Origin of the sequence: Cupriavidus taiwanensis (assembly GCF_900250115.1) — a bacterium.
In the GTDB taxonomy this organism is placed as follows: domain Bacteria; phylum Pseudomonadota; class Gammaproteobacteria; order Burkholderiales; family Burkholderiaceae; genus Cupriavidus; species Cupriavidus taiwanensis_B.
The window spans coordinates 183755-206844 of the sequence record NZ_LT984804.1; the positions used below are offsets into that span (position 1 = coordinate 183755).

The following is a 23090-nucleotide window of genomic DNA, read 5'->3' on the forward strand; positions in this document are numbered from 1 at the left end:
CGCTCAGGGGATCGCCACGCCGGCCAGCAGCGCGGCCAGCTGGCCCTCGACGGCGGCGTGGCCGCCGGCGCCGGCCGGCAACAGGCGGTGCGCGGCCACGGCCGTGAACACTGCCTGCACGTCCTCGGGCAGCACCAGGTCGCGCTGTGCCAGCAGCGCCCAGGCGCGCGCGCATGCCAGCAGCGCCAGCCCGGCGCGCGGCGACAGTCCCGCGGCAAGGCCGCCGTGGCTGCGCGTGGCCTGCACCAGCGCCAGCACGTAATCGACCAGCGCCGGGCTGGCGTACACCTGCGCGGCCGCTTCCTGCAGCGCCAGCACCTGGCTGCCATTCATCACCGGCGGCAGCTCCCCCGCGCTGGCGCCGCCCAGGTACAGCACGCGCTCGAAGGCCGGGTCAGGGTAGCCCAGCGACAGCCGCATGGTGAAGCGGTCCAGCTGGGATTCGGGCAGCGCATGGGTGCCGATCTGCTCCAGCGGGTTCTGCGTGGCGATGACGAAGAACGGCGACGGCAGCGCGTGCGTGGCGCCGTCATGGGTCACCTGCCGCTCGGCCATCGCCTCGAGCAGCGCACTCTGGGTCTTGGGCGGCGCGCGGTTGATCTCGTCGGCCAGCACCACCTGCGCGAACACGGGGCCGCGGTGAAAGCGGAATTCGCCGGCGTCGCGGACGAAGACCGAAACCCCGATCAGGTCTGCCGGCAACAGGTCGCTGGTGAACTGCACGCGCTGGTAGTGCAGCCCCAGCGTGCGCGCCAGCGCATGCGCCAGCGTGGTCTTGCCCACACCCGGCACGTCTTCCAGCAGCAGGTGGCCGCGTGCCAGCATGCAGGCCAGCGCCAGCCGCACCTGTTGTGGCTTGCCAAGGACAATGCGGCCCAGCTGGGCCTGGGCCTCGGCCAGCGAAGCGACGATGCGGGGGCGTGCAGTCACGTGGGACCTCGGCGCAGAGCCTGAAAAAATCGCGGTGGATGCAGGAATTATCGGGCAAAGACCAGCGCATTGTAGCGGCGCGCACCGCGGGCGCGACCGTCTGTTGCCGTACGCAGGCGGCCGCTGGCCCGGCGCGGCGCGCAGGCTGCGGATGCGGCGCCTGCGCCAGACGGCGCCGGTTCTGGCATCATGAGCCTGTCGGGCCACCGCGGCCCCTGTTCCTGTTTTCGCCTCTTTGCGCGGCCTTGCGCCGCACCTCTGCAATGACCTCGCTGGATCCCTGCGCCGACCTGCCCGCTTCCACCCTGTCCGCCGATGCCGGCGCGCTGCCGCGCCTGGTGCAGGCCTTCCATGCCAACGGTTTCGTGATCCTGCGCGGCTTCGCCGACGAGCCGGCGTGCGCGGCGCTGGAGGCGGTGACGCGCCAGCATCTGGCCGCGGCGGTGCCGCCGGTGGAGTTCGAGGCCGACCTCGGCTATCCGGGCGCCCCGGCCACGCGCGATGCCGCCGGCGGCGGCACGGTCAGGCGCCTGCGCCAGGCATACGGGCGCGATGCAGTGTTCCGTCGCTGGGCCAGCGACCCGAAGCTGGTGGCGGTGGTGCAGGCCTTGCTGGGCGAGCCCGCCCGCATCACGCTGGCGCACCACAACTGCGTGATGACCAAGCATCCGCACTACGGCAGCCAGACCGGCTGGCACCGCGATACCCGCTACTGGTCGTTTGCGCGGCCGGAACTGGTCACGGTGTGGCTGGCGCTGGGCGACGAGGACGAGCGCAATGGCGTGCTGCGCGTCATCCCCGGCTCGCACCAGGCCCGGCTCGAGCCCGGTCAGCTGGACCCGGCCGAATTCCTGATCGAAGCGCACCCGGCCAGCCAGCCGCTGCTGGATGCCGCGCAGCCGCTGGCGCTGCACCGCGGCGACGTGCTGTGCTTCGACAGCCGGCTGTTCCACGCGGCCGGCCGCAATGCGTCCAACGCGGTCAAGCTGTCGGTGGCGTTCGCTTATTTTGGCGCCAGCAACCGTCCGCTGGACGGCACGCGCTCGGCCGAGTTCGGCAGCGTCGAGCTGCCTGCCGTGGGCTGATCCGGCGCGGCTGCGCTCAGGTGCGCAGCCCGACCAGTCCGGAGATCTTTTCGGAAGCTTCCAGCAGCGGCGGCAGGAAGCGCTCCAGCATCTCTTGCGCGCTGGTGCGGTTGGCCTGGCCACTGATGTTGATGGCGGCGATGGTATGGCCGGCGCGGTTGCGGATCGGCGCGGCCAGCGACACCAGCCCTTCTTCCAGCTCCTGGTCGTTCAGGGCCCAGCCGCGCTGGCGGATATCGGCGACGATGGCCTTGAGCGCCGCCACGTCGGTCACGGTGCGCCCGGTGCGCGCGCGCAGGTCGGTGGCGCGCAGCACGCTGTCGAGCTCCGGCTCGCTCAGCCCGGCCAGCAGCACCCGTCCCATCGACGAGCAATACGCCGGCAGGCGGCTGCCGATCGACAGGTTGATGGTCATGATCTTGCGCGCCGGGACGCGCAGCACGTAGACGATCTCGGTGCCGTCGAGCACAGAGATCGAGCAGCTTTCATGGACCTGCTGCGACAGCGTCTCCATGATCGGCTCGGCCAGGTTCCAGAACGGCATCGAGGTCAGGTAGGCGAAGCCCAGGTCCAGGATCTTGGGCGTGAGCCGGAACAGGCGCCCGTCGGCCTGCACATAGCCCAGCCCCACCAGCGTCAGCAGGATGCGGCGCGCGCCGGCGCGCGTCAGGCCGCTGGCCTGGGCGATTTCGGTCAGGGTCTGGGCCGGGTGCTGCGCGTTGAAGGCGCGGATCACCGACAGTCCGCGTGCAAAGGACTGCACATAGCTGTCGCTCGGCTTTTCGGGCGTGGCGGCGCTGTCGGCGGTCGGCGATGCTGGCGGCGGGGTCTGGCGGGAATCGGTGGAACTGGCCATCTGCGTAGCCCGGCGCGGTTGGCCGGATTGGCACGGAAAGGCCGAAAGGGTAGAGCAAATGCCGGCATTGCGCCAGTACCGGGCCCGCCCAGGCCCGCACAGGGCCGCGGCGGCCGTAACCCCGGCCTCAGCGGAAGCTGCGCTGCACCAGCACGAACACTGCCCCGGCCACGCACAGCGCGGCAAAGCCATGCAGCAGGTCCATGCCGGCCAGCAGCGTCGCCTGCCGGTCGACTTCCTGAGAGAGTTTGGCCAGTCCGGCCGCGGACAGTGCGTCGGGCATCTGCAGCACCGGGTTGAAGCGGGTGATGTGCTCGACCAGGTGAGTGCGGTGCTGCGCCAGGCCGTCCTGCATGAAGACGCTGGCGAGCCCGGTGCCCATTGCCGAGGCGATTTGCTTGCATACATTCTTGAACTGGTAGGCGTGCGAGAAGTCCTCGACCGGCACATCCAGGTAGGTCATCGACGCCACCTGCACCATCAGCAGCACCGGGGTCAGCCCCTCGAGCAGCACCACCGGCACCAGCGCGTAGTCCGGCGCACCCGGCATTAGCTGGTGCGACAGCAGCATCGCCGCGCACGCGTAGACGACAAAGCCGATCGCGATCACGCGCCGCTTGCGGAACACCAGCGCCATGCCCAGCGTGATCACGATGGCGCCGATGGCGGAGACCGTGCCGCTGGTCGACAGCAGCATGCAGGTGGTGCGGAAGGTCAGCCCGAGCCCGGTCTGCGTCAGCGTCGGCAGCAGGAATGACCACGCCGACGACAGCAGGTAGTAAAGCGTGTAGAAGCCAAGGCCATACAGGTACTGGCGCCCGGCCAGGCGCGAGAAGTCGATCCACGGGTCCGGATGCCGGGACAGCCGCCAGCCGCTGAAGGCAAACAGCGCCACGCCGCAGAGAGCGGCCAGCGGCATCTCCAGCGAGCTGAAAAAGCGCGTGTAGCGCATTTCCTGCAGCGTATGCAGGAACACCAGCGCGCCCAGCGCGGCGGCGATGGCGGCGGGCCAGTCCAGCGTCGACACCGGCGGGTGCGGATCGCGCGGCGCGCGCGCGGGGTAGGTCAGCGCCACCGACAGCAGCACCGGCAGCGCAATGCCGGCCTGGAACAGGAACACCGCCCGCCAGCCGATATCGTCCAGAAAGATGCTGGTCAGCCAGGGCGTGATCGCCAGCATCGAGAACGAGCCGCCGCCGAAGCGCAGCATCAGCGGGGCGCGCTCGGCCGGCGTCGACACCAGCTGCACCAGGATGCGCGAGGCCGCGAACAAGCCGCCCGCGCCCAGCCCCTGCACCGCCTTGCCGGTGATCAGCCCGGCCGGGCTGGCAAACTCCGCGCAAATCAGGGAGCCGGCGATGAACACCAGCAGCGACACCATGGTGAAGCGCTTGTACGTGATGCGGCGCGCGAGCTGGTCCAGCACCATGTTCATCAGCACCGCGGTGGCGGCGTAGGCGGAGATCGCGTACAGGTAGTCTTCCGGCGCGGCACCGACGCCGCCCTGGATATGCTGGCTGGCCACGCCCATCATCAGCGTGGACGAGAAGTCGATGCCCGTGACCAGACCCAGCGTCAGGCCGAACAATGAAAGACGCCAGTGACCCATCTCGGGGTGACTGGCGATCTGCATGCGCGGGCGCTGGGAGATAGTGGCGGCGTGGGCGGAGGGGGCGGAGGGGGCGGCGGGGATGGCTGGAAGGGCGGGAGCCAGCGCGTCCGCTCCAGCCCGGACAGGCGTTTGTTGCATCGCTCAAGCATAATGTAGGCCCGCTGTCGAGAACTACAGGTTGTCAGGGAAACATTGTCCGGTGAACGAAACAATCCAATGGAATGACTGGGAGGCGTTCTGCTGTGTGGTCGAGCAGGGCACGTTCACGGCCGCGGCGGAGCAGCTCGACTGTCCCAAGTCGCGCGTCTCGGCCGCCGTCGCGCGGCTGGAAACCGCCATCGGCGCCAAGCTGCTGGAACGCACCACGCGCCGCATGCGCCTCACCGATGCAGGCAAGGCGGTCTATCGCGATGTCGCGCCGCTGTTCGCGCGGCTGCGCGAGATCCGCCAGGAAACGCTGGCACGCGAAGAGCGCGTGCAAGGCGTGCTGCGCATCGCCACGCCCTATGAATTCGGCGCGCAGCAGCTCGGCGGCGTGATCTGCCGCACGCTGGCGGCGCACCCCGCGCTGGATGTGGCGGTGGAAATCACGCAGGGCCTGGTCGATCCGATCCGCGATGGCTTTGACGTCGCCTTTGTCATCGTCGACGCCGACCTGCCTGACTCAGGCACGGTGGCGCGCCGCATCTACCACGTCGAACGCGGCCTGTTCGCCGCGCCGGCGCTGGCGGCCAGCCTGCCGGCGCAACTGCGCCCGGAAGACCTGGCCAATATGCCGACGCTGACCACGCCCGGCGACACCGTGTGGGAATTCACCCGCGACGACCAGACCGTATCGGTGCCGATCCGCCCGCGCATGCAGACCCACAACGCCGAGTTGCGCCTGCAGGGCGCGCTGGCGGGGCTGGGCATCGCGCGGCTGTCGGTGATCTATTGCGAGGCCGAGATCGCGCAAGGGCGGCTGGTGCGCGTGCTGCCCGACTATCCGCTGCCGCCGCTGCGCGTGTTCGCGCTGCTGCCGGACCGGCGCCTGCAGCCGCGCAAGGTGCGCGCCTTCATGGAAGCGATCGAATCGATGATGGTGTCGGAGCTGCCGCCGGAAGGGGATGCCGAGGCGGCACGGGACCCTGGGCTCGATGCCGCCGCGGACGCGCCGGCACCGGGAGAGGCCCGCACGGCGGGTTGAGGGCGCCGCCGGAGAAGATGCTGCGACCGTGGCGCGCCGGGATCCCTCAATGCAGGCCGATGATGCCGGCGCCCAGCCGGGCGAGGACCATCAGCAGGATCTGCGCAACCACGAACAGCACCAGCGGCGAGACATCGAAGCCGCCCAGGCGCGGCACCACGCGCTGGATCGGGCGCAGCACCGGCGCGGTCAGGTGGTCGATGGCCGGGGTGATCGGCGAATGCGGGTTGACCCACGACAGGATCGCCATCAGCAGCGTGACCCACATCACCAGGCTGATCGACCACTTCAGCACATAGAGCACGGCGGTCAGCAGCATGGCGGGCACGAAGCCGGGCAGGTCGATGCCGCTGATCAGCGCGACCAGCGCCAGGAATACCACCGCGGTCAGCCACGCGGCCAGGATCGTGGCCCAGTCGATGCCGCCCACGCCCGGGATAATCCGGCGCAGCGGCCGCACCAGCCAGTCGGTGATCTGGAACACGCCCTGCGAGACCGGGTTGCGCGTGGGCAGCCGCGTCAGCTGCATCCAGACGCGCAGCAGCAGCGCCATGCCGAACAGGGTAAAGACGGTATCCAGCAGGAAGAGGGCGATTTCCGAGAACATCGGTGCGTTTTCCGGTGACGGGTGAAGGTGTCTGCAACCGCACAGATTCTGCCATAGCCGGGCGCGCGCACGGGGCAAACCGGGATCGGCTGCCGGTGCGCCGTGCGGCCCCTATAATTGCGGGCGCCCCGCCGGGGGCTTGCGCGGACTGCCGCGCCTTCATTCCCTTTCGCGTTTTCTGCCGCCCATGCCCCGCACGCCCGCCTCGTCGCCGCCTCCCGCCCCGCTTACCAAGGCCGACTTCGAGGCACTGTCCGACTTCCGCTACCAGTTGCGCCGCTTCCTGCGGTTTTCCGAAGACGCGGCGCGCGAGGAGGGGCTGACGGTGCAGCAGTACCTGCTTTTGCTGCATATCCACGGCTGTGCCGACAAGGACTGGGCCTCGATCGGCGAGCTGGCCGAGCGCCTGCAGGCCAAGCAGCACGGCGTGGTGGCGCTGGTCAATCGCTGCGAGGCCGCCGGGCTGGTCAAGCGGCGGGTCAACCCCGAGGACCGCCGCGTGGTGCAGGTGCACCTGACGGCCAAGGGCGAGCGCTACCTGAACCGGCTGGCGCTGCTGCACCGGACCGAGCTGGAATCGCTGCGCGGCACGTTCCGCGTGGCCCGCATCACGCAGTTCAACGACGACGGCGCCGAGCGCGGCTGAGCGCCGCCAGGCCGGCATCGCGGGCGCTCACAGGCGGTTACAGGCGGTTACCAATCACAAGCTCCGGTGACACCCGCTGGCCGGCGGCGGCCCTAGACTCGCGCGCATCCCCAACACGCGCAGCGCGCAGGAGTCCTGACATGTCCATCCCCTTTCGTTCGGTTGTGCTAGCGGTGCTTGGCGCCGGTGCGCTGGCCGGGTGTGCCACGCCGTATGGCTATGACAACGGCTATGGCGCAGGGTATGGCGGCGGCTATGGCAACAACGGCTATGGCAACACGGGCTACGGCGGCGGCACCACCATCAGCGGCTACCCGCAACAGGGCTATCCGCAACAGGGCTATCCGCAACAGGGCTATCCGCAACAGGGCTATCCGCAACAGGGCTATCCGCAACAAAACTATCCGCAACAAAACTATCCGCAACAAAACTATCCGCAGCAAGGTTATCCACAACAGGACTACCCGCAGTCTTCGTACCCGCAGCAGCCGTATCCCCAGCCGTCGTATCAGGACGGCAGCTATGGCAACGGCTACGGCAACCAGGCCTACGGCGTGCGCTACGGCTGGATCGAGGGCATCGAGGTGGTGCCGGGCCAGCCGCCGTCGACCAGCGGCGCGGGCGCCGTGGTGGGCGGCATCGTCGGCGGGCTGCTGGGCCACCAGGTGGGCGGCGGCCGCGGCAATACCGTGGCGACCATCGGCGGCGCGGTGGCGGGCGCGGTGGCCGGCAACGAGGTCGAGAAGCGCACCGGCTCCAGTGCCCCGGCCTACCGTGTGCGCGTGCGCACCAGCGACAACGCCTACCTGACGCTGACCCAGGCCAACGCCTACCAGATGCGCATCGGCGACCGCGTCCGGATCGAGAACGGCGTCGCCGTGCCGTACTGAGCGCGTCAGTCGGTGCCCAACAGCTGCGCGTAATCCTCGCGCAGCTGGCGCTTGAGCAGCTTGCCGGCGGTATTGCGCGGCAGGTCCGCGACGAACACGATGCGCTTGGGCACCTTGAACGGCGCCAGTGCCTGGCGCGCATGCGCGATCAGCTCTTCCTCGGTGGCGCCCTCATGGCCGCGCTTGCGCAACGCGCAGGGGTCAGCCGCCGGTGAAGGCTTCGGCGGTCTGTTCGGGCTTGTCCCAGGATTGCGTCAGCAGTTGCGGCGAGCGATGCACGATCTCTCCCAGTTCGCCAGGCGCCACGTCCTGCATGGTCTCGTCCAAGGGTAAGATGGGGCTCATGCACCGACTTCAAGCCTTCAAATACGCATTGATGCCGACCGGCGAACAGCAGCGCAACATGCGCCGCTTCGCCGGGTCGTGCCGGTTCGTGTTCAACAAGGCGCTGGCGTTGCAGAAGGAGCGCTACGAGCAAGGCGAGATGAAGCTCGGCTATGCCGGGCTGTGCAAGCTGCTCACCGCGTGGCGCAACGGTACAGAGATGCCGTGGCTGAAGGATGCGCCGACGCACCCGCTGCAACAGGCACTCAAGGACCTGGATCGCGCCTATGCCAACTTCTTCGCCAAACGGGCCGACTTCCCGCGTTTCAAGAAGAAGGGCCAGCAGGACAGCTTCCGCTATCCGGACCCGAAGCAGATCAAGCTCGATCAGGACAACAGTCGCATCTTCCTGCCGAAGCTCGGCTGGCTGCGCTACCGCAACAGCCGGGAGGTGCTGGGCACCCTGAGAAACGTCACCATCAGCCAGTCCTGCGGCAAGTGGTCCGTGTCAATTCAGACTGAACGCGAGGTCGAACAGCCGCTACCGAATGGCGGCGCTATCGGCATTGATATGGGCGTAGCACGGTTTGCCACGCTCTCGGACGGGACGTTCTATACCCCGCTCAACAGCTTCAAGCTACATGAAACAGCCCTGCGCAAGGCGCACCAGGCGATGAGCCACAAGGTTAAGTTCAGCAACAACTGGAAGAAGGCGAAAGCCCGCATCCAGCGTATTCATTCCCGCATTGGCAACGCTCGCCGCGACTACCTGCACAAGTGCTAAACCACGATCAGCCAAAACAACGCGATGGTGTGTATCGAGGACCTGCAGGTGCGGAACATGTCCAAGTCTGCCAAGCGCAGCGCCGAACAACCGGGAAAGCAGGTTCGGGCCAAGTCTGGCCTGAACAAGTCCATCCTCGATCAAGGCTGGTTCGAGTTCCGCCGCCAACTGGACTACAAGCTGGCGTGGAGCGGCGGCTGGCTCATCGCTGTGCCACCGCAGAACACGAGCCGCACCTGTCCGAGCTGCGGCCATGTGTCGAAATATAACCGGCAGATGCAAGCCGGGTTCGAGTGCGTGGGGTGTGGCTTCGAGGAAAACGCCGATGTGGTTGGCGCAATCAATGTTCTACGGGCGGGACAAGCCCGGTTCGCCTGTGAAGTGAGCGGTGCAGGAATGCCGCCAGCAGCAGGAACCCGCCGAAGCGACTCAATCCGGCTCGATGCTTGATTGAGCACCGTAGGAATCCGCCGCCTTTAGGCGGGAGGATGTCAATGCATGGTGATCTCCATTGTTATGGTTGGGGTCCAGCAAGTCTTGAAGCCGAGCGCCGAGGATAAGGTGTGCCGGCTCGCCATGGCAAGCCGGCGGTCCTTGGGGCGGGGGCGGACTACAGCGAGCCCGACAGGAACACCAGTGCGCGCCCGTGCGCCAGCGCGGCGCTGGACTGGTGGTAGGAGCCGCGCGCCCAGCAGTTGAAACCGTGGTCGGCCTGCGGGTAGACGTAGATCTCGGTGGCGGGTTTGCCGGCCATCGCGTCGCGCACGGCTTGCACGGCGTCGGGTGGGATATGCGCGTCGAGCGCGCCGTAGTGGAACTGCACCGGCACGCGGATGTTGGCGGCTTCGTGCAGCTGATTCTGGATGCCGCCGCCGTAGAAGGGCACGGCCGCATCCACCAGTCCGCGCGCCGCGCTCAGGTACGACAGCAACCCGCCGAAGCAGTAGCCCACCGCGGCCACCTTGCCGGCGCCGGTATGCTGGCGCAGCACCTGCACCGTGGCCGCGATATCGTCCACTGTGGCCTCCACGTCCACGGCCTTGCGCAAGGCCATGGCGCGCGCCATGTCGTCGCCCTCGTAGCCCAGCTGCACGCGCGGGGCCTGGCGCCAGAACACGTCCGGCGCCAGCACGGCATAGCCGTCGGCGGCGTACTGGTCGGCCACCGCGCGGATGTGCTCGTTCACGCCGAAGATTTCCTGCAGCAGCACGATGCCCGGCGCGCCGGGCTGCACGCCCGCCGGCGGCAGGCTCAGATAGGCATCGAAGCTGCCCGCGGCGGTGTCGACGCGGATCCATTGGCTGTCGGGAATGGCTGTCATGGCGAAGGGTTCTCCGGAAAAGGCCTGGCGGGCGGTTGCCGCCATCTCAGCCCGCCAGTGTGCCATCGCGCGCCGCATCGTGCAGGCGGGGCCGTGCGCCGGCCCGCGCTTCAGTACGCGCGCGATTGCCGGTAGCGCTTGTGCCAGTTGTCGGTATAGGCCTTGACCACCGCCGCGTCGCCGCGGATCAGCATGCCGTTCTCGGCGTTGCGCTCCTGCGCCGACTTGGTGAAGTTGAAGGAGCCGGTGAAGACCGCCTGGTCGTCGAACACCATCACCTTGTTATGGGCGATCGCGGGCTTGTTGTCGATCACCACCGGCACGCCGGCGTGCTTGAGGTAGGTGGCGCTGGTGTAGCGCTCGCTCTGCTGGCTCTTGTCCAGGATCACGCGCACGTCGACGCCGCGCCGGTGCGCCTGCGCCACGGCCTCGGCAATCGGCGCGCTGGTGAACGAGTAGGCCTGGATCAGCAGGCGCTGGCGCGTGCTGCGGATCGCATTGATCAGCAGCGCCTGGCAGCTCGCGCCATCGGGCACGAAGCACAGCGTGTAGCCGCTGCCATCGGCAAAGGGTTTGCTCGGCAGCGGCCTGGCGTCGGGCGGCTGGGCCGGTTGCGCGGGCTTGCCGGTGCGGGACGGGAAGTGATTGGCGATGGCCTCGTTGAAGGTCTCGCTGATGCTGTTGGCGATGGTCTCGGAGACCTCGTCGAAGCTCGAGGCTGACCGGGCGTGCGCCAGCAGCGCGAAGGGACTGAACGAAGTAAAGGCCGACAAGGCGGCGGCCAGGCCCAGGCCCAGCACGGCCCGGCGAAGGAAGCGATAAGTCACGGCGGATCTTGGCGTCGGTGAAGAACAGCGTGCGCGCGCCGCGCGCCGCACCTGTCCGGGGCGGGAACGCAGCGTAGCAGCCGGATACGCCACTGGCAAAGGGGGATTGTGTAACAGGATCTGTGGCGCGCGCGGCGTTGCGCCGCGGCCTTGGGGCAATCCGCGGCCGGCGCCTATGATGGATGCAACCCCGCGGCCGCGGCCGCCAAGGAGAGGCAATGACCAACCACACCTACAAGCTGGTCGAGATTGTCGGCTCTTCGCCCGACGGTTGCGACCAGGCCATCCAGAGCGCCATCACCAAGGCTGGCGAGACCATCAAGAACATCGACTGGTTCGAAGTGGTGGAAACGCGCGGCCATATCCAGAATGGCAAGATCGCGCACTACCAGGTCACCTTGAAGGTGGGATTCCGCGTGACCTGATCCCTGACTGCGATCAGGCCGCGGCAGCCGCCAGCGGTATCGCCTGCGCGGCCTCGCTGGCGTGCGCGTACAGGCGCTGCAGCGCTGGCTGCGGCGCGTCGCGCAGGAACGCGAGCATCTTGTCGATAAAGGCCCCGGTGGCGGTCTGCGGCACCAGCCGGATCCATTGCCGCGCTTCAGTCTCGCGCCCCGCCAGCGCCAGCATGCGCGCATAGTTGAACTGGCCGCGGAAGTCGCCGCCTGCGGCCGCCTGGCGGTAGTACGCGACCGCGCGCGCCGGGTCCTGCGCTACCTCCCAGCCATCTTCATGGAAGCCGCCGAGGATATTGAGCGACTTGGCATGGCCCAGCGCCGCCGCGCGCTGGTACCAGCCTAGCGCGGCGCGCCGGTCCGCGGCGAGGCCGCGGCCCATCACCAGCGCCGTGGCCAGGTTGTACATGCCCCAGTCCGACCCGCGCTCCGCCGCCAGCGTGTACCAGTGCGCGGCGGCGCGGTCGTCCGGCGCGGTGCCCCAGCCGTTCTCGTAGCATCGGCCGGCAAGGTTGGCCGCGCCCGCATGGCCGGCGTGCGCCGCGTGCTTGAACCACGCGAACGCCTGCACCGGGTCGCGCGCGACGCCATGGCCGGCCAGGAACCACTGGCCCAGCACCATCTGCGCGTCGAGGTGGCCCGCCACCGCGGCGCCGCCCAGCCACGGCAGCGCCAGCTGCGGCGGGCCAGCCAGCTTGTCGCGCAGTCCGGCGGGACCGAGCTGCTCCAGTTCGACCGGCGTGGCGACGCGAAAGGGCAGGGTATCCATACAAAGAGCTTCGGTTGAAAAAGGCAAAACGGCACGCGACCGGAGCCGGCCGCGTGCCGCGTGGTGTGGCCTTGGCGGCCGCCGCGCTCAGTAGCGCAGGTTCAGGTTCAGCACCGCGGTGCGGCCCGGTGCCACCGTCGCATAGTGCGAGGTATAGGCCTGGCTGTAGTAGGTCTTGTCGGTCAGGTTCTGCACGTTCAGCTGCAGCGCGACGTTCTTGTTGATGCGGTAGGCGGCCATCGCATCGAAGCGCCAGTACGGCGGCACCCACTTGTTGGTGCCCTGGTTGCCCCAGATCTTCGACACGTAGTACGCACCGCCGCCGATGGTCAGGTTCGGCAGCAGCTGGTACGTGGTCCACAGGCTGAAGCTGTCTTCCGGCGTATTCGGGAATGTCTGGCCGTTGGTCTGGCCGAAGGCAGAGCCGGCGCCGCCGTTGTTGCGCAGCTCGCTCTTCAGGTGGGTGTAGCCGCCGAACATGGCCCACTTCTCGGTCAGGTTGCCGGAGAAGCCCAGCTCGAAGCCGTCCACGCGCTTGTTGCCGGCCATGGCCGCGGTGCCGTCCTGCTGCACGATGCGGGCATTGGTGGTCTCGATGCGGAAGATCGCCGCGGTCAGGGCCAGGCGGTTCTTCAGCACGTCCCACTTGGTGCCCAGTTCGAACGAGCGGTTCTTTTCCGGCGCGAGCTGGTCGCCGCGGTTGCCGCCGCGGTCCGGGGCCAGGCCGTTGGGGTCGGAGCCCTGCGCCAGGAACGCGCCCGCGGGGGTCGACGAGGTGCCATACGAGACGTAGAAGCTGGCGTTTTCCACCGGCTTGTACACCACCCCCAGCTGGTAATTGAACAGGTTGTCGTCGCGTGCGTACTCGGCGCGCGAGCCGTTGGCCGCGCGCGCCGCGGTGAAGCTGGTGCGGTAGCTGTCGAAGCGCACGCCACCGTTGACGATCCACTGCTTGCTCAGCTCGACCGAGTCGAACAGGTACACCGACGCCGTGTTGGTCTTGGCGTTGGTCGGGTTGTTGGTGCGCGCGATGCTGCCCGCCCACGGGTCATTGGGATTGGGGTTGAGCAGCGTGGTGCAGTTGTAGCCGCTGGCCGCGCCGGCGCCGTTCGGGCAGCTGCTGTTGCCAGTGTCGACGGTGTAGCTGTCGTTCTCGCTCTTTTCCTGCGAGAACTCGACGCCAAAGACGTACTTGTGCTTGATCGCTCCGGTCAGGAACTCGCCCGACAGATCGGTCTGGTTGGCCACCGTGCGTGCGGTGGAATAGCGCGTATTGACGCGGCGCCAGAGCAGGTCGTAGTAGATATTGCCCTTGCTGTCGTCAGGCTGCGTGTAGATGTAGTCCTGGTTGGTGCGCGAGAAGCGGGTCTGGTTGCGGAACTTCAGCGCCGGCGAAAAATCATGCTCGAAGCGGATCGTGCCCATGTCGGCCTGGTCCTTGCGGAAGTCGCGGTCGAGCAGGCCGTAGTAGGTGCTGCGCGGCACGTTGACCGGCGAGCCGTCGCCGGTCTGGCGCGTGCGCGGCAGGCCGTCGCGGCGCGCGGTGAAGGCGGGGTTGTTGTACGGGATGCCGACGTCGGGGATGTCGTCGGTCTGCATGTGGTAGTACGACAGCGTCAGGCGCGTGTCGGTGCCCAGGCCGAAGGCCACCGACGGCGCCACGCCCCAGCGCTTCTGGTGCACGGCATCGCGGCCGGCGACGTCCTGGTCGTGGAACATCGCATTGAGGCGGAACGCAGCGTGGTCGGCGAACTGCCAGTTGCCGTCGGCGGTGCCGCGCACGTACTGCGCGTTGCCGACGCCGATGTTGCCTTCGGCAAAATTACCCAGCCTGGGCGCCTTGCTGGTGATATTGATGCTGCCGCCGGCCGAGCCGCGCCCGTCGTAGGCGCCGGCCGGGCCCTTGGTCACTTCGACGCTCTCGACGTTGAACAGCTCGCGCGACTGCGCGCCGATATCGCGGAAGCCATCGAGGAAGGTGCTGGCCTGCGCGTCATAGCCGCGGATAAACGGCCGGTCGCCGACCGGGTTGCCGCCCTCGCCCGCGCCGAAGGCAATGCCCGGCACCGTGCGCAGCACGTCGGTCAGCGTGGTCGAGCCGGTGCTCTGGATGACCTCCTGCGGAATCACCGTGATCGAGCGCGGCGTATCGCGCAGCGGCTCGGGATTCTTGATCGACGACGAGCTTTCCGCCTTGAAACCGCTGTCGCTGGTGACCGTGACCTGCGGCAGGTCGACCGGCTTGGGCGCCTGCTGTGCGGCAACCGGCGCCGCTGCAACGGCTGCGCCGACCATGCCGGTCAAACGTGGAACGGCACCTAGCTTCCCGTGGCTCTTTCTCGTTATGACTGCCGAATACTGCACTTTGCGCCTCTAATGTATTGGTAAAACGAAACAATAATGAGAAGTATTATCATTTGAGGAAAGTTGACAAGTCAAGGCTGAGGAGCGCGGTCAGGGGCGGATTTGCCAGAAGTGTTGCGAAATAGCGGCGCCGGCGCCGCTGCGGCCGGGATGATGGGGTACCGGGGTTGCTTTGTTTGTCGTGCTTGGGGGGCGTGGCTGTTTCGCCGGCGTAGCCGGCGACCGACTTCTTGTCCGAGCGACAAAAGTAGGCAAGAAACGCGTCGCCTTAGCGGCTGGCTAAGGCGGCGTTGGTGGCTCCGGCGGTGGTGACTTGCGCTCAGGCGGTTTGGGGGTTCCAGCCTGCTGACGCTACCTGGAGGTGCCTGGCGTTCGCGGTCGGATGGACGAACCGACTTTAGGTCGGTGGCCGCCTGCTTATCACGCTATTGGTGGGACGCCTTCGGCTGCGCTGCGCGCGCTCCCTATCTCAGGTCAACTGCTCTGGCACGGAGTGCGTCGCTGCGCTCGCACGCGTTGGTGCCGGCGATGCCATGGACCTTTCCCTCCCGCTTGTTTGCTCCCCTCTCCCGCTTGCTGCGGGAGAGGGGCGGGGGTGAGGGCGGCGCATCCACGAAGTCAACCGCATCAATTCGTGCGTACCTGCACCATCCCCGGAATTCGACGAGAAGCGCGCGCCCACGGCCACCGACGACAGGCTGCGGTGCGGCAGCGACACGCTGTTGGACGTCGCCAGCGCCACGGCGGATCTCACCCGGCTGCGCGGTCAATCCCGCGGACCGTCGGGCCACGATGCAGGTGAAGAGTGGCCTGGCCACGGCCTGACCGACAGCTGAACCGGCGGCGAGTGCGCCGCTGCGCGTGGACGTGATCCGCGCCGGCGCGCTCGAGGCCTTGCCCGCCGAGCCGCGCCTGAAGCCGTGCATCGCGGTGATCGGCGGCGACCTGCCGCTGTTCCAGCAGGCCAAGCTGCTGCGCGTGCTGGAAGAGAACGTGATCACCCGGCTGGGCTCGACGCTGGCGGTCAAGCTGGATTTCCGCCTGGTCGCCGCGACCAACAAGGACCTGCGCGACGCGGTGCGGCAGGGGCGCTTCCGCGCCGACCTGTTCTTCCGCCTGGCGGTGATCGAGATGCGCATGCCCAGCCTGGAGGAGCGCGGCCCGGCCGACAAGGTGGCGCTGCTGCAGTCGTTCCTGCGCCATATGCTGGGCGCATCCGGCTATGATGCGTTGCCGCCGATGCCGGACTGGCTCAAGGGCGCGGTCGGCACCGCCTACTTCACCGGCAACGTGCGCGAGTTGCGCAACCTGGCCGAGCGCGTCGGCATCACCGTGCAGCAGACCGGGCACTGGGACGAGGAGCGCATCCGGCCGCTGTTCCGCGCGCTGCATCCGGGCGCGTTCGATGGCGGCGAGCGCGCCGACCTGCGCCGCGACATGGAGGAACGCCGCCGCATCCTGGCCGCGCTCGACGCCAACGGCTGGCGGCGGCAGGACACGGCGGCAAGCCTGGGCATCAGCCGCAAGGTGCTGTGGAAAAAGATGCGCAAGTACCAGATCGCCGACAGCGAGGCCGAGCCGGTCTGAACGCCGCGCGCATCAGGGCAGGCGGATCTCCTTGACGTCGAAGTGCGATTCGCCGATCAGTTCCTTGTCGTATTCGCCGACCAGTTCCACCGTGGTCTGCGCATCCACCGGCTTCTGCGCGGGCCACGTCCTGGCCTTGATCTTCACCTTGATCTGGCCGGTGCCGTCCGAGAACAGGTAGCGCTCGTCGCCGACGCTGCTGACGATCTTGCCGCGCAGCACCGCCTGCTGGTCGTCCTTGCCGTCGGCCTGCAGCGACTTGACGGTCATGACGGGCACCGTGGAGGGTCCGGTGTACTGGGCACCGGCGCCGGCTGCGCCCAGCCCCAGCGCCAGCGCGAGGGTGGTAGTGGTCAGGATGCGGTTCATGTGCGTTCTCCGTTGATATCGATCGAGGGGCGACTGCGGCCATGATGCGCGCGCCCGCCTGAACCTGTGCTGAACGGGGGGCGGGCTGCGACGCATTATGATGCGGGTTTCGCCGATACTTCAACGGACCCCGGATTGCGTTTCCTTCACACCGCCGACTGGCATCTCGGCCGCCTTTTCCATGCGCGCAGCCTGCTGGAAGACCAGGCCCATCTCCTCGACCAGTTTGTCGAACTGGTCCGCACCGAGCGCCCGGATGCGGTGCTGATAGCCGGCGACGTCTATGACCGCGCCGTGCCGCCGCCCGAGGCGGTGGCGCTGCTCGACGACGCGCTCGGCCGCATCGTGGTCGACGCCGGCGTGCCGGTGGTGATGATCGCGGGCAATCACGACAGCGCCCAGCGGCTGGAATTCGGCGCGCGCCTGATGCGCGCGCAGGGGCTGCACGTGGCCGGCCGCACGCTGGCGGCGGCCAGCTGCGTGCGCCTGCAGGACGCGCACGGCGAAGTCCGCATCTACGCGCTGCCGTATGCCGAGCCCGCGGTGGTGCGCGATGCGATCGGCACCGAGGTGCCGTCGCATGAAGCCGCCTTGCGCGCGCAGCTCGATGCCATCCGCGCGGTGCATCCGCCCGGCGTGCGCGCGGTGGTGGTGGGCCATGCCTTCGTGGTGGGCGGCGCGGCCAGCGAATCGGAGCGGCCGCTGTCGGTGGGCGGCAGCGGGGCCGTGGCCGCGGAGCTGTTCGCCGGCTTCGACCTGGTCGCGCTGGGCCACCTGCACCGGCCGCAGACGCTGGGCGGCGGCCGCATTCACTACGCAGGCTCGCTGCTGAAATACTCGCTGTCGGAATGCGCGCACCAGAAGTCGGTGTCGCACATCGAACTCGATGCGGACGGCGCCGTCGCCATCACGCCGGTAGCACTGCAGCCGCTGCGCGACGTGCGCGTGGTGGAGGGCGAGCTGGCACAGTTGCTGGCCGCCGGAGCCGACGACCCGCAGCGCGACGACTACATCCACGCGCGCCTCACCGACACCGGCGCGCTGCTGGACCCGATGGCCCGGCTGCGCCAGGTCTATCCCAATGCGCTCGCGATCGAGCGCACGGTGCTGGCGCGCCGCGGCATGGCGTCGGAAGCCGGGCGCCAGCTGCGGCAACTCGGCACCGGCGAGCTGTTCGCCAGCTTCTTCCGCGAAGTGGCCGATGCCGAGCTGGACCCGGACCAGCGCGCCGCGCTCGACCAGGTGCTGGCCGGCATCGCCGCGGGCGAGCGGGAGTCGGCATGAGACCGCTGCATCTGACACTGCAGGCGTTCGGCCCCTTTGCCGCGACCGAGGAGATCGATTTCACGCGCCTGGGCGAGCAGGCCTTCGTGCTGATCCATGGCCCCACCGGCGCGGGCAAGACCACGCTGCTCGATGCCATCTGTTTTGCGCTGTACGGCGACACCTCCGGCGGCGAGCGCAGCGCGCAGGCGATGCGCAGCGCCAATGCGGCGGCGGGCCTGCGCACCGAGGTGTCGCTGGCGTTCAGCCTGGGCGCGCAGCGTTGGCGCGTGGTGCGTTCGCCGGCGCAGGAGCGGCCCAGGCAGCGCGGCGAGGGCTGGGTCACGGAGCCGGCCAGGGCGCAGCTGGACCTGCACGACGGCAACGGCTGGGTCAGCAAGGCCAGCCAGCCGGGCAAGGTCACCGAGGCCGTGCGTGACCTGCTGGGTTTCGACAGCGCGCAGTTCCGCCAGGTGATCGTGCTGCCGCAGGGTCGCTTTCGCGAACTGCTGACCGCCAGCTCGCAGGCGCGACAGGCCATCCTCGAGCGGCTGTTCCGCACCGAGCTGTACCGCCGCGTCGAAGAGTTGCTGAAGAGCGAAGCCGCCGGCATCCGGCGCGACGCCGAGCGCATCACGATCCAGCGCGAGGAAGCGTTGCGGCAGGCCGGCGTGGCATCGGCGCAAGCGTTGGCGGACAGCATCGCGGCCATGCAGGCCGAGCTGCAGACGCTGCAAGGCCAGGAGCAGGGGGCACGCGCTGCGCAAGCCGCCGCGCAGGCCGCCCTCGCGGCGGGCGAGCAGGTGGCGGCGCGCTTGCAGGAGCGCCAGCAGGCGCAGGCCGCCCATGCCGCGCTGCTGGCGCGGCAGGCGACCATCGATGAACAGCGCGGCCGCTTGCAGGCGGCGCAGCGCGCCGCGCGCGTGCTGCCCGCGGTGCAGGCCGCGCAGGCCGCGCAGCGCGATCACGCCGCCGCCGCCGCGGCATTGTCGCAGGCGACCGAGCACGCCGCTCGCGCGGGGCAACGGGCCACGCAGGCCGCCGCGGCCTTGCAGGCACAGGTGCAGCAGGCCGACGTACGCCAGGCCGCGCAGCGCCGGGTTACACAACTGGAAGCGATGCTGCCGCGCGCACAACGGCTGGGGGCGTTGCAGCGCGCCTTGCACGAGGCCGAGGCCAGGCAGGCCACAGCCGCCACCGCACGCGATCACGCCATGGCGCAGGCTGAAACATGCCGCGCCGCCGCCGTGACCGCCGAATCGGCATTGGGACAGGCGCAGCTCGCCGCGGCGCAGGCACAGGCGAGCGCCTTGCAGCTGGCCGCGCTACAGGACCGCGCGCGGCAATTCGAACGGTATCGGCAAGCGGCGCGCGCGCTGGACAGCGCGAACGCGCAGGCCGCCGGGCATGCGCAAGCCGAACAGCAGGCGCTGCATCAGCGCGAGCGCTGCCGCACCGCGCTGGCCGAAGCCGAAACCGCGTGGCGCGCGGGCCAGGCCGCGCGCCTGGCGCAGACGCTGGCGTCGGGCGATGCCTGCCCGGTGTGCGGCAGTACCGCGCATCCCGAGCCGGCCCGGCACGTGGCGCAGCCGCTGTCGGACCTGGCGCTGGAGGCTGCGCGCCATGCCTTGCTGGAAGCGGAGGCCGAAGCGGTGCGCGGTGCCAGCCAGCACCAGGCCGCGCAACTGGCGATCGCGCAGTCACGCGAGCGGCTGGAAGAACTGGCCGCGGCACTTGGCGATGCCAGCGAGGCAGCGGCCGCCAGCGTCAACGCTGAGATCCAGTCGCGGCAAGCGGCGCTGGCGCAGCAGCGGCAGGCAGCGGCAAGCCTGGCGCAACGCGAAGCCGCAATCGCGACCTCGCGCGCGGCGCGCGACAGCGCCGAAGCCGTGCACCGCGACGCCGTCGCCGCTGCCGATGCCGCCACCCAGGCACTGGCGCATTGCCGCGGCGAATGGCAGGCCGAGAGCGCGCAGGTCCCCGAGGACTCGCGCGATCCGGCGGCGCTCAGCGAGGCACTGTGCCAGGCGCAGGCCACGCTGGCGGGACTGGAGCAGGCGCTGGCCGCCGCGCAGGCGGCGGAGCGCCAGGCTGCCGCCGAAGATGCCGGTGCGCAGGCCGCGCTGGTGTCGGCACGGCAGTCTCACGCGCACATCACCGAACGCCTGGCCAACGCCGAAGCGGCATTGGCGCAGGCCCTCGCGCAGCACGGCTTTGGCGATACGCGCGCGCACGCCGCTGCCCGCCTGGACGATGACGCGATGCAAGCGCTCGATGCCATGCTGCGCGCCTTCGATAGCCAGCTGGCCGCCGCGGCGGACCGCAGCGAACGCGCGGAAGCTGCCGCGCACGCGCTCGAGGCGCCCGACCTGGACGGGCTGCGCGCAGCGCTGGCGGCTTCGGCGGCAACGGTGGAGGACCTGGTGCGGCAACAGGCCGAGCGCGGCCGTTCGCGCGACGCGCTGCGGCAATGCCAGCAGCGGCTGCAGCAGCTGGACCACGAGGGCCGCGATATCGAAGCCCGCTTTGCCGTGCTGGGCCGGCTGGCCGAAGTGGCCAACGGCAACAACCCGCGCCGCATGACGTTCCAGCGCTTCGTGCTGGCCACGCTGCTCGACGAGGTGCTGGAGGCCGCCTCCACGCGCCTGCTGGCGATGAGCCGCGGCCGCTATGTGCTGCAGCGCGTGCGCGAGCAGGCCGACCAGCGCAGCGCGGGCGGCCTCGATATCGAGGTGTTCGACCACGATACCGGCGCGGCGCGCCCGGCCAATACGCTGTCAGGCGGCGAAGGCTTCCTGGCCTCGCTGTCGCTGGCGCTGGGCCTGGCCGACGTGGTGCAGTCGCGCGCGGGCGGGATCCAGCTCGACACGCTGTTCGTCGACGAAGGCTTCGGCACGCTCGATCCCGAAAGCCTGGATTTCGCCTTGCGCACGCTGCTGGACCTGCAGCAGGCCGGGCGCCTAGTCGGGATCATCTCGCACGTGACCGAGCTGCGCGAGCGCATCGACGTGCGGCTGGAAGTGCGGCCCGGCACGGGCGGCAGCCGCGTGCTGCTGACCGGCGTGCCGGTGGCGGCCTAGACGGAAAGGAAAGGGCAGGGAAAGGGCAGGGTCAGGCGACCACGGCCTGGCGGCAGCGGATCGCCATCACCTGCGCTTCGAAAGCGCGGGCGGCCGCTCGCGCCAGGCGGGCGCGACGCGACAGCGCCGGCGTGGCAGCCTGCGTAACGGCGCGCGCTGCGGCACGCGTTGTCGTGGCTGGCATCGGGTCAAGCTCGAGTGCCCAGGCGCTGCGGGTGACATGCAGGATGCGGGCAAGTGCTACTGCATGGGGCGTGGAAGAAAACGGGACGTTTGCGGTGGCCATGGTGACGGGCTCCTCGTTCTTGTGTGTTGCCTGGCGAGGCCGGCTCAGCCGGGTGGTCCGGAGGTGGCTGTGCGGCGCTGCCGTGTTCTGATTCAACGATAGGCCGGGGCGGCGTCGCGCTCTATCCCGCGCGAGCCGATTGTGATGTCGGCTCCGTCCTACAGAGGGGTGTCTGTATCACCTTGCGCGCTGATCGCACAAACTGGTTTGCCGACCGCCTGGTCGGCTTGACCGCCGGCGACGGCCAGGTGTAACCTGTTCATTCTGCGAATTCAAGTTCGTATATAGAACATTTCGGATTTCCCCGTATTTTCGAAGATTCGATCGACGAGTGCCTGGTCGACGTCGGCCAAAGCAGAGCACGCGCAGACTGCTGGGCTCGTTCACCGGGCAGGCCACGCCGCCCGCCGCAACGAACTTCCTTCCGGCAGGATTACCGGAGACCGTCTTTCATGCGCCGCCGCTTGCGGCCCGCTCCGGTAGCCTGGCGGATCTTCCGACCTGGAACGCAAGTGATCAACAAGCTATTCGACTCGGTGGAAGCGGCGGTTGCCGGCATCCACGACGGCGCCACCATCCTCATTGGCGGCTTTGGCCTCGCAGGCATGCCCGCGGAACTGATCGACGCGCTGATCGAGCAAGGCGCGCGCGACCTCACCATCGTCAACAACAACGCCGGCAACGGCGACACCGGCCTGGCCGCGCTGCTGAAGACCAAGCGCGTGCGCAAGATCATCTGCTCGTTCCCGCGCCAGACGGATTCCTACGTGTTCGACTCGCTCTATCACGCCGGCGAGATCGAGCTGGAACTGGTGCCGCAGGGCAACCTGGCCGAGCGCATCCGCGCGGCCGGCGCCGGCATCGGCGGCTTCTTCACCCGCACCGCCTACGGCACGCCGCTGGCGGAGGGCAAGGAAACCCGCCTCATCGATGGCCAGGGCTACGTGTTCGAAGCGCCGATCCACGCCGACTTCGCGCTGATCAAGGCCGACACCGCCGACCGCTGGGGCAACCTCACCTACCGCAAGACCGCGCGCAACTTCGGCCCGATCATGGCCATGGCCGCCAAGTGCGCCATCGTGCAGGTCAGCAAGGTGGTGGAGCTGGGCGAGATGAACCCCGAACACATCGTGACGCCGGGCCTCTTCGTCAAGCGCGTCGTCAAGGTCGCCTGAGCGCGGCAACAGGAGAATTAGCATGCAACGCCTGACCCGCGACCAGATGGCCGCCCGCGTGGCCAAAGACATTCCGGAAGGTGCCGTGGTCAACCTCGGCATCGGCCTGCCGACGCTCGTCGGCAACCACCTGCCGGCCGACAAGGAAATCCTGCTGCACAGCGAGAACGGCCTGCTCGGCATGGGCCCCGCGCCCGCCGCCGGGGAAGAAGACGGCGACCTGATCAACGCCGGCAAGCAGCCGGTGACGATCAAGCCGGGCGGCTCGTACTTCCACCACGCGGATTCGTTCGCGATGATGCGCGGCGGCCATCTCGACTTCTGCGTGCTGGGCGCGTTCCAGGTCTCGCAGCAGGGCGACCTGGCCAACTGGCACACCGGCGCGCCCGGCGCCATCCCCGCCGTGGGCGGCGCGATGGACCTCGCGATCGGCGCCAAGCAGGTGTTCGTGATGATGGAGCACCTGACCAAGCAGGGCGAAAGCAAGATCGTGCCGACGTGCACCTATCCGCTCACCGGCATCGGCTGCGTGACACGCGTCTACACTGACCTTGCCACGCTCGACGTGACCGCCGACGGCCTGGTCGCGCGCGACCTGGTCGAGGGCCTGAGCTTTGACGAACTGCAGCGCCTGACCGGCGTGCCCCTGAAGCAGGCCTGAGCGCCGGCATCGA

19 protein-coding genes and 3 pseudogenes are annotated in these 23090 nt (G+C 69.0%); 11 read left to right on the forward strand and 11 right to left on the reverse strand.

The features are described 5' to 3' along the window. Nucleotides 1-3: 3 nt before the first annotated feature. Complete coding sequence (locus tag CBM2586_RS17645; RefSeq protein ID WP_115688940.1) at nucleotides 4-930, reverse strand: AAA family ATPase; 927 nt, start codon at nucleotides 928-930, stop codon at nucleotides 4-6. Between the two features lie 263 nt (nucleotides 931-1193). Here CBM2586_RS17645 and CBM2586_RS17650 point away from each other — a divergent pair, with 263 nt between their 5' ends. After that, nucleotides 1194-2015: a phytanoyl-CoA dioxygenase family protein gene (locus CBM2586_RS17650; RefSeq protein WP_115665740.1), complete on the forward strand. Its 822-nt coding sequence runs from the start codon at nucleotides 1194-1196 to the stop codon at nucleotides 2013-2015. Nucleotides 2016-2031: 16 nt separating this feature from the next. Here the strand turns inward: CBM2586_RS17650 and CBM2586_RS17655 are convergent, their stop codons facing one another. Next, a complete protein-coding gene (locus CBM2586_RS17655; protein ID WP_115665739.1) occupies nucleotides 2032-2871 on the reverse strand; it encodes an IclR family transcriptional regulator in 840 nt (279 codons plus the stop codon). 127 nt (nucleotides 2872-2998) lie between these two features. Beyond that, nucleotides 2999-4621, reverse strand: a complete 1623-nt coding sequence (locus CBM2586_RS17660; protein ID WP_115688942.1) for an MFS transporter — start codon at nucleotides 4619-4621, stop codon at nucleotides 2999-3001. 61 nt (nucleotides 4622-4682) lie between these two features. Here CBM2586_RS17660 and CBM2586_RS17665 point away from each other — a divergent pair, with 61 nt between their 5' ends. Next, nucleotides 4683-5669 (forward strand): LysR family transcriptional regulator, encoded by a 987-nt coding sequence (locus tag CBM2586_RS17665; RefSeq protein ID WP_115665737.1) that lies wholly within the window; start codon nucleotides 4683-4685, stop codon nucleotides 5667-5669. Between the two features lie 46 nt (nucleotides 5670-5715). Here the strand turns inward: CBM2586_RS17665 and CBM2586_RS17670 are convergent, their stop codons facing one another. Continuing rightward, entirely contained in the window at nucleotides 5716-6276 is a 561-nt protein-coding gene (locus CBM2586_RS17670; protein ID WP_115665736.1) for a YggT family protein, read from the reverse strand. Nucleotides 6277-6463: 187 nt separating this feature from the next. Here CBM2586_RS17670 and CBM2586_RS17675 point away from each other — a divergent pair, with 187 nt between their 5' ends. Further along, nucleotides 6464-6922: a MarR family winged helix-turn-helix transcriptional regulator gene (locus tag CBM2586_RS17675; RefSeq protein ID WP_115665735.1), complete on the forward strand. Its 459-nt coding sequence runs from the start codon at nucleotides 6464-6466 to the stop codon at nucleotides 6920-6922. 140 nt (nucleotides 6923-7062) lie between these two features. Continuing rightward, complete coding sequence (locus CBM2586_RS17680; RefSeq protein ID WP_115688944.1) at nucleotides 7063-7812, forward strand: glycine zipper 2TM domain-containing protein; 750 nt, start codon at nucleotides 7063-7065, stop codon at nucleotides 7810-7812. A 5-nt stretch (nucleotides 7813-7817) separates the two neighbouring features. On the opposite strand, the pseudogene CBM2586_RS17685 reads toward CBM2586_RS17680, so the two are convergent. Beyond that, a pseudogene (locus CBM2586_RS17685) lies at nucleotides 7818-8139 on the reverse strand (AMP-binding enzyme); the annotation flags it as partial. Between the two features lie 16 nt (nucleotides 8140-8155). Here CBM2586_RS17685 and CBM2586_RS17690 point away from each other — a divergent pair. Continuing rightward, nucleotides 8156-9370 (forward strand): annotated as a pseudogene (locus CBM2586_RS17690) (RNA-guided endonuclease InsQ/TnpB family protein). A gap of 160 nt (nucleotides 9371-9530) precedes the next feature. On the opposite strand, the gene CBM2586_RS17695 reads toward CBM2586_RS17690, so the two are convergent. Both CBM2586_RS17695 and CBM2586_RS17700 read right to left on the reverse strand, forming a co-directional pair. Next, nucleotides 9531-10241, reverse strand: a complete 711-nt coding sequence (locus CBM2586_RS17695) for a dienelactone hydrolase family protein (protein WP_115691341.1) — start codon at nucleotides 10239-10241, stop codon at nucleotides 9531-9533. Between the two features lie 110 nt (nucleotides 10242-10351). Further along, nucleotides 10352-11068 (reverse strand): phospholipase D family protein, encoded by a 717-nt coding sequence (locus CBM2586_RS17700; RefSeq protein ID WP_240987951.1) that lies wholly within the window; start codon nucleotides 11066-11068, stop codon nucleotides 10352-10354. Between the two features lie 218 nt (nucleotides 11069-11286). Here CBM2586_RS17700 and CBM2586_RS17705 point away from each other — a divergent pair, with 218 nt between their 5' ends. Further along, nucleotides 11287-11493, forward strand: coding sequence for a dodecin (locus CBM2586_RS17705; protein WP_022537411.1), 207 nt, complete (start codon nucleotides 11287-11289; stop codon nucleotides 11491-11493). Between the two features lie 13 nt (nucleotides 11494-11506). Here the strand turns inward: CBM2586_RS17705 and CBM2586_RS17710 are convergent, their stop codons facing one another. Further along, nucleotides 11507-12292: a tetratricopeptide repeat protein gene (locus CBM2586_RS17710; protein WP_115665732.1), complete on the reverse strand. Its 786-nt coding sequence runs from the start codon at nucleotides 12290-12292 to the stop codon at nucleotides 11507-11509. A gap of 87 nt (nucleotides 12293-12379) precedes the next feature. Further along, entirely contained in the window at nucleotides 12380-14587 is a 2208-nt protein-coding gene (locus CBM2586_RS17715) for a TonB-dependent receptor (RefSeq protein WP_115691343.1), read from the reverse strand. Nucleotides 14588-15595: 1008 nt separating this feature from the next. On the opposite strand from CBM2586_RS17715, the pseudogene CBM2586_RS17720 reads away from it, so the two are divergent. Then, nucleotides 15596-16243: pseudogene (locus CBM2586_RS17720) on the forward strand (sigma 54-interacting transcriptional regulator); the annotation flags it as partial. A 12-nt stretch (nucleotides 16244-16255) separates the two neighbouring features. Here the strand turns inward: CBM2586_RS17720 and CBM2586_RS17725 are convergent. Next, nucleotides 16256-16612: a YgiW/YdeI family stress tolerance OB fold protein gene (locus tag CBM2586_RS17725; RefSeq protein WP_115688948.1), complete on the reverse strand. Its 357-nt coding sequence runs from the start codon at nucleotides 16610-16612 to the stop codon at nucleotides 16256-16258. A gap of 135 nt (nucleotides 16613-16747) precedes the next feature. Here CBM2586_RS17725 and CBM2586_RS17730 point away from each other — a divergent pair, with 135 nt between their 5' ends. Further along, entirely contained in the window at nucleotides 16748-17896 is a 1149-nt protein-coding gene (locus tag CBM2586_RS17730; RefSeq protein WP_115688950.1) for an exonuclease SbcCD subunit D, read from the forward strand. Next, nucleotides 17893-20955, forward strand: a complete 3063-nt coding sequence (locus tag CBM2586_RS17735; protein ID WP_115688952.1) for an AAA family ATPase — start codon at nucleotides 17893-17895, stop codon at nucleotides 20953-20955. The genes CBM2586_RS17730 and CBM2586_RS17735 overlap by 4 nt, the downstream gene beginning before the upstream one ends. Before the next feature lie 31 nt (nucleotides 20956-20986). On the opposite strand, the gene CBM2586_RS17740 is transcribed toward CBM2586_RS17735, so the two are convergent. After that, nucleotides 20987-21241: a hypothetical protein gene (locus CBM2586_RS17740; RefSeq protein WP_115665728.1), complete on the reverse strand. Its 255-nt coding sequence runs from the start codon at nucleotides 21239-21241 to the stop codon at nucleotides 20987-20989. 512 nt (nucleotides 21242-21753) lie between these two features. Between CBM2586_RS17740 and CBM2586_RS17745 the strand changes: the two genes are divergently transcribed. After that, nucleotides 21754-22416, forward strand: a complete 663-nt coding sequence (locus CBM2586_RS17745) for a 3-oxoacid CoA-transferase subunit A (RefSeq protein ID WP_172587096.1) — start codon at nucleotides 21754-21756, stop codon at nucleotides 22414-22416. 22 nt (nucleotides 22417-22438) lie between these two features. Continuing rightward, nucleotides 22439-23077, forward strand: a complete 639-nt coding sequence (locus CBM2586_RS17750; protein ID WP_115665726.1) for a 3-oxoacid CoA-transferase subunit B — start codon at nucleotides 22439-22441, stop codon at nucleotides 23075-23077. Nucleotides 23078-23090 lie beyond the last annotated feature (13 nt).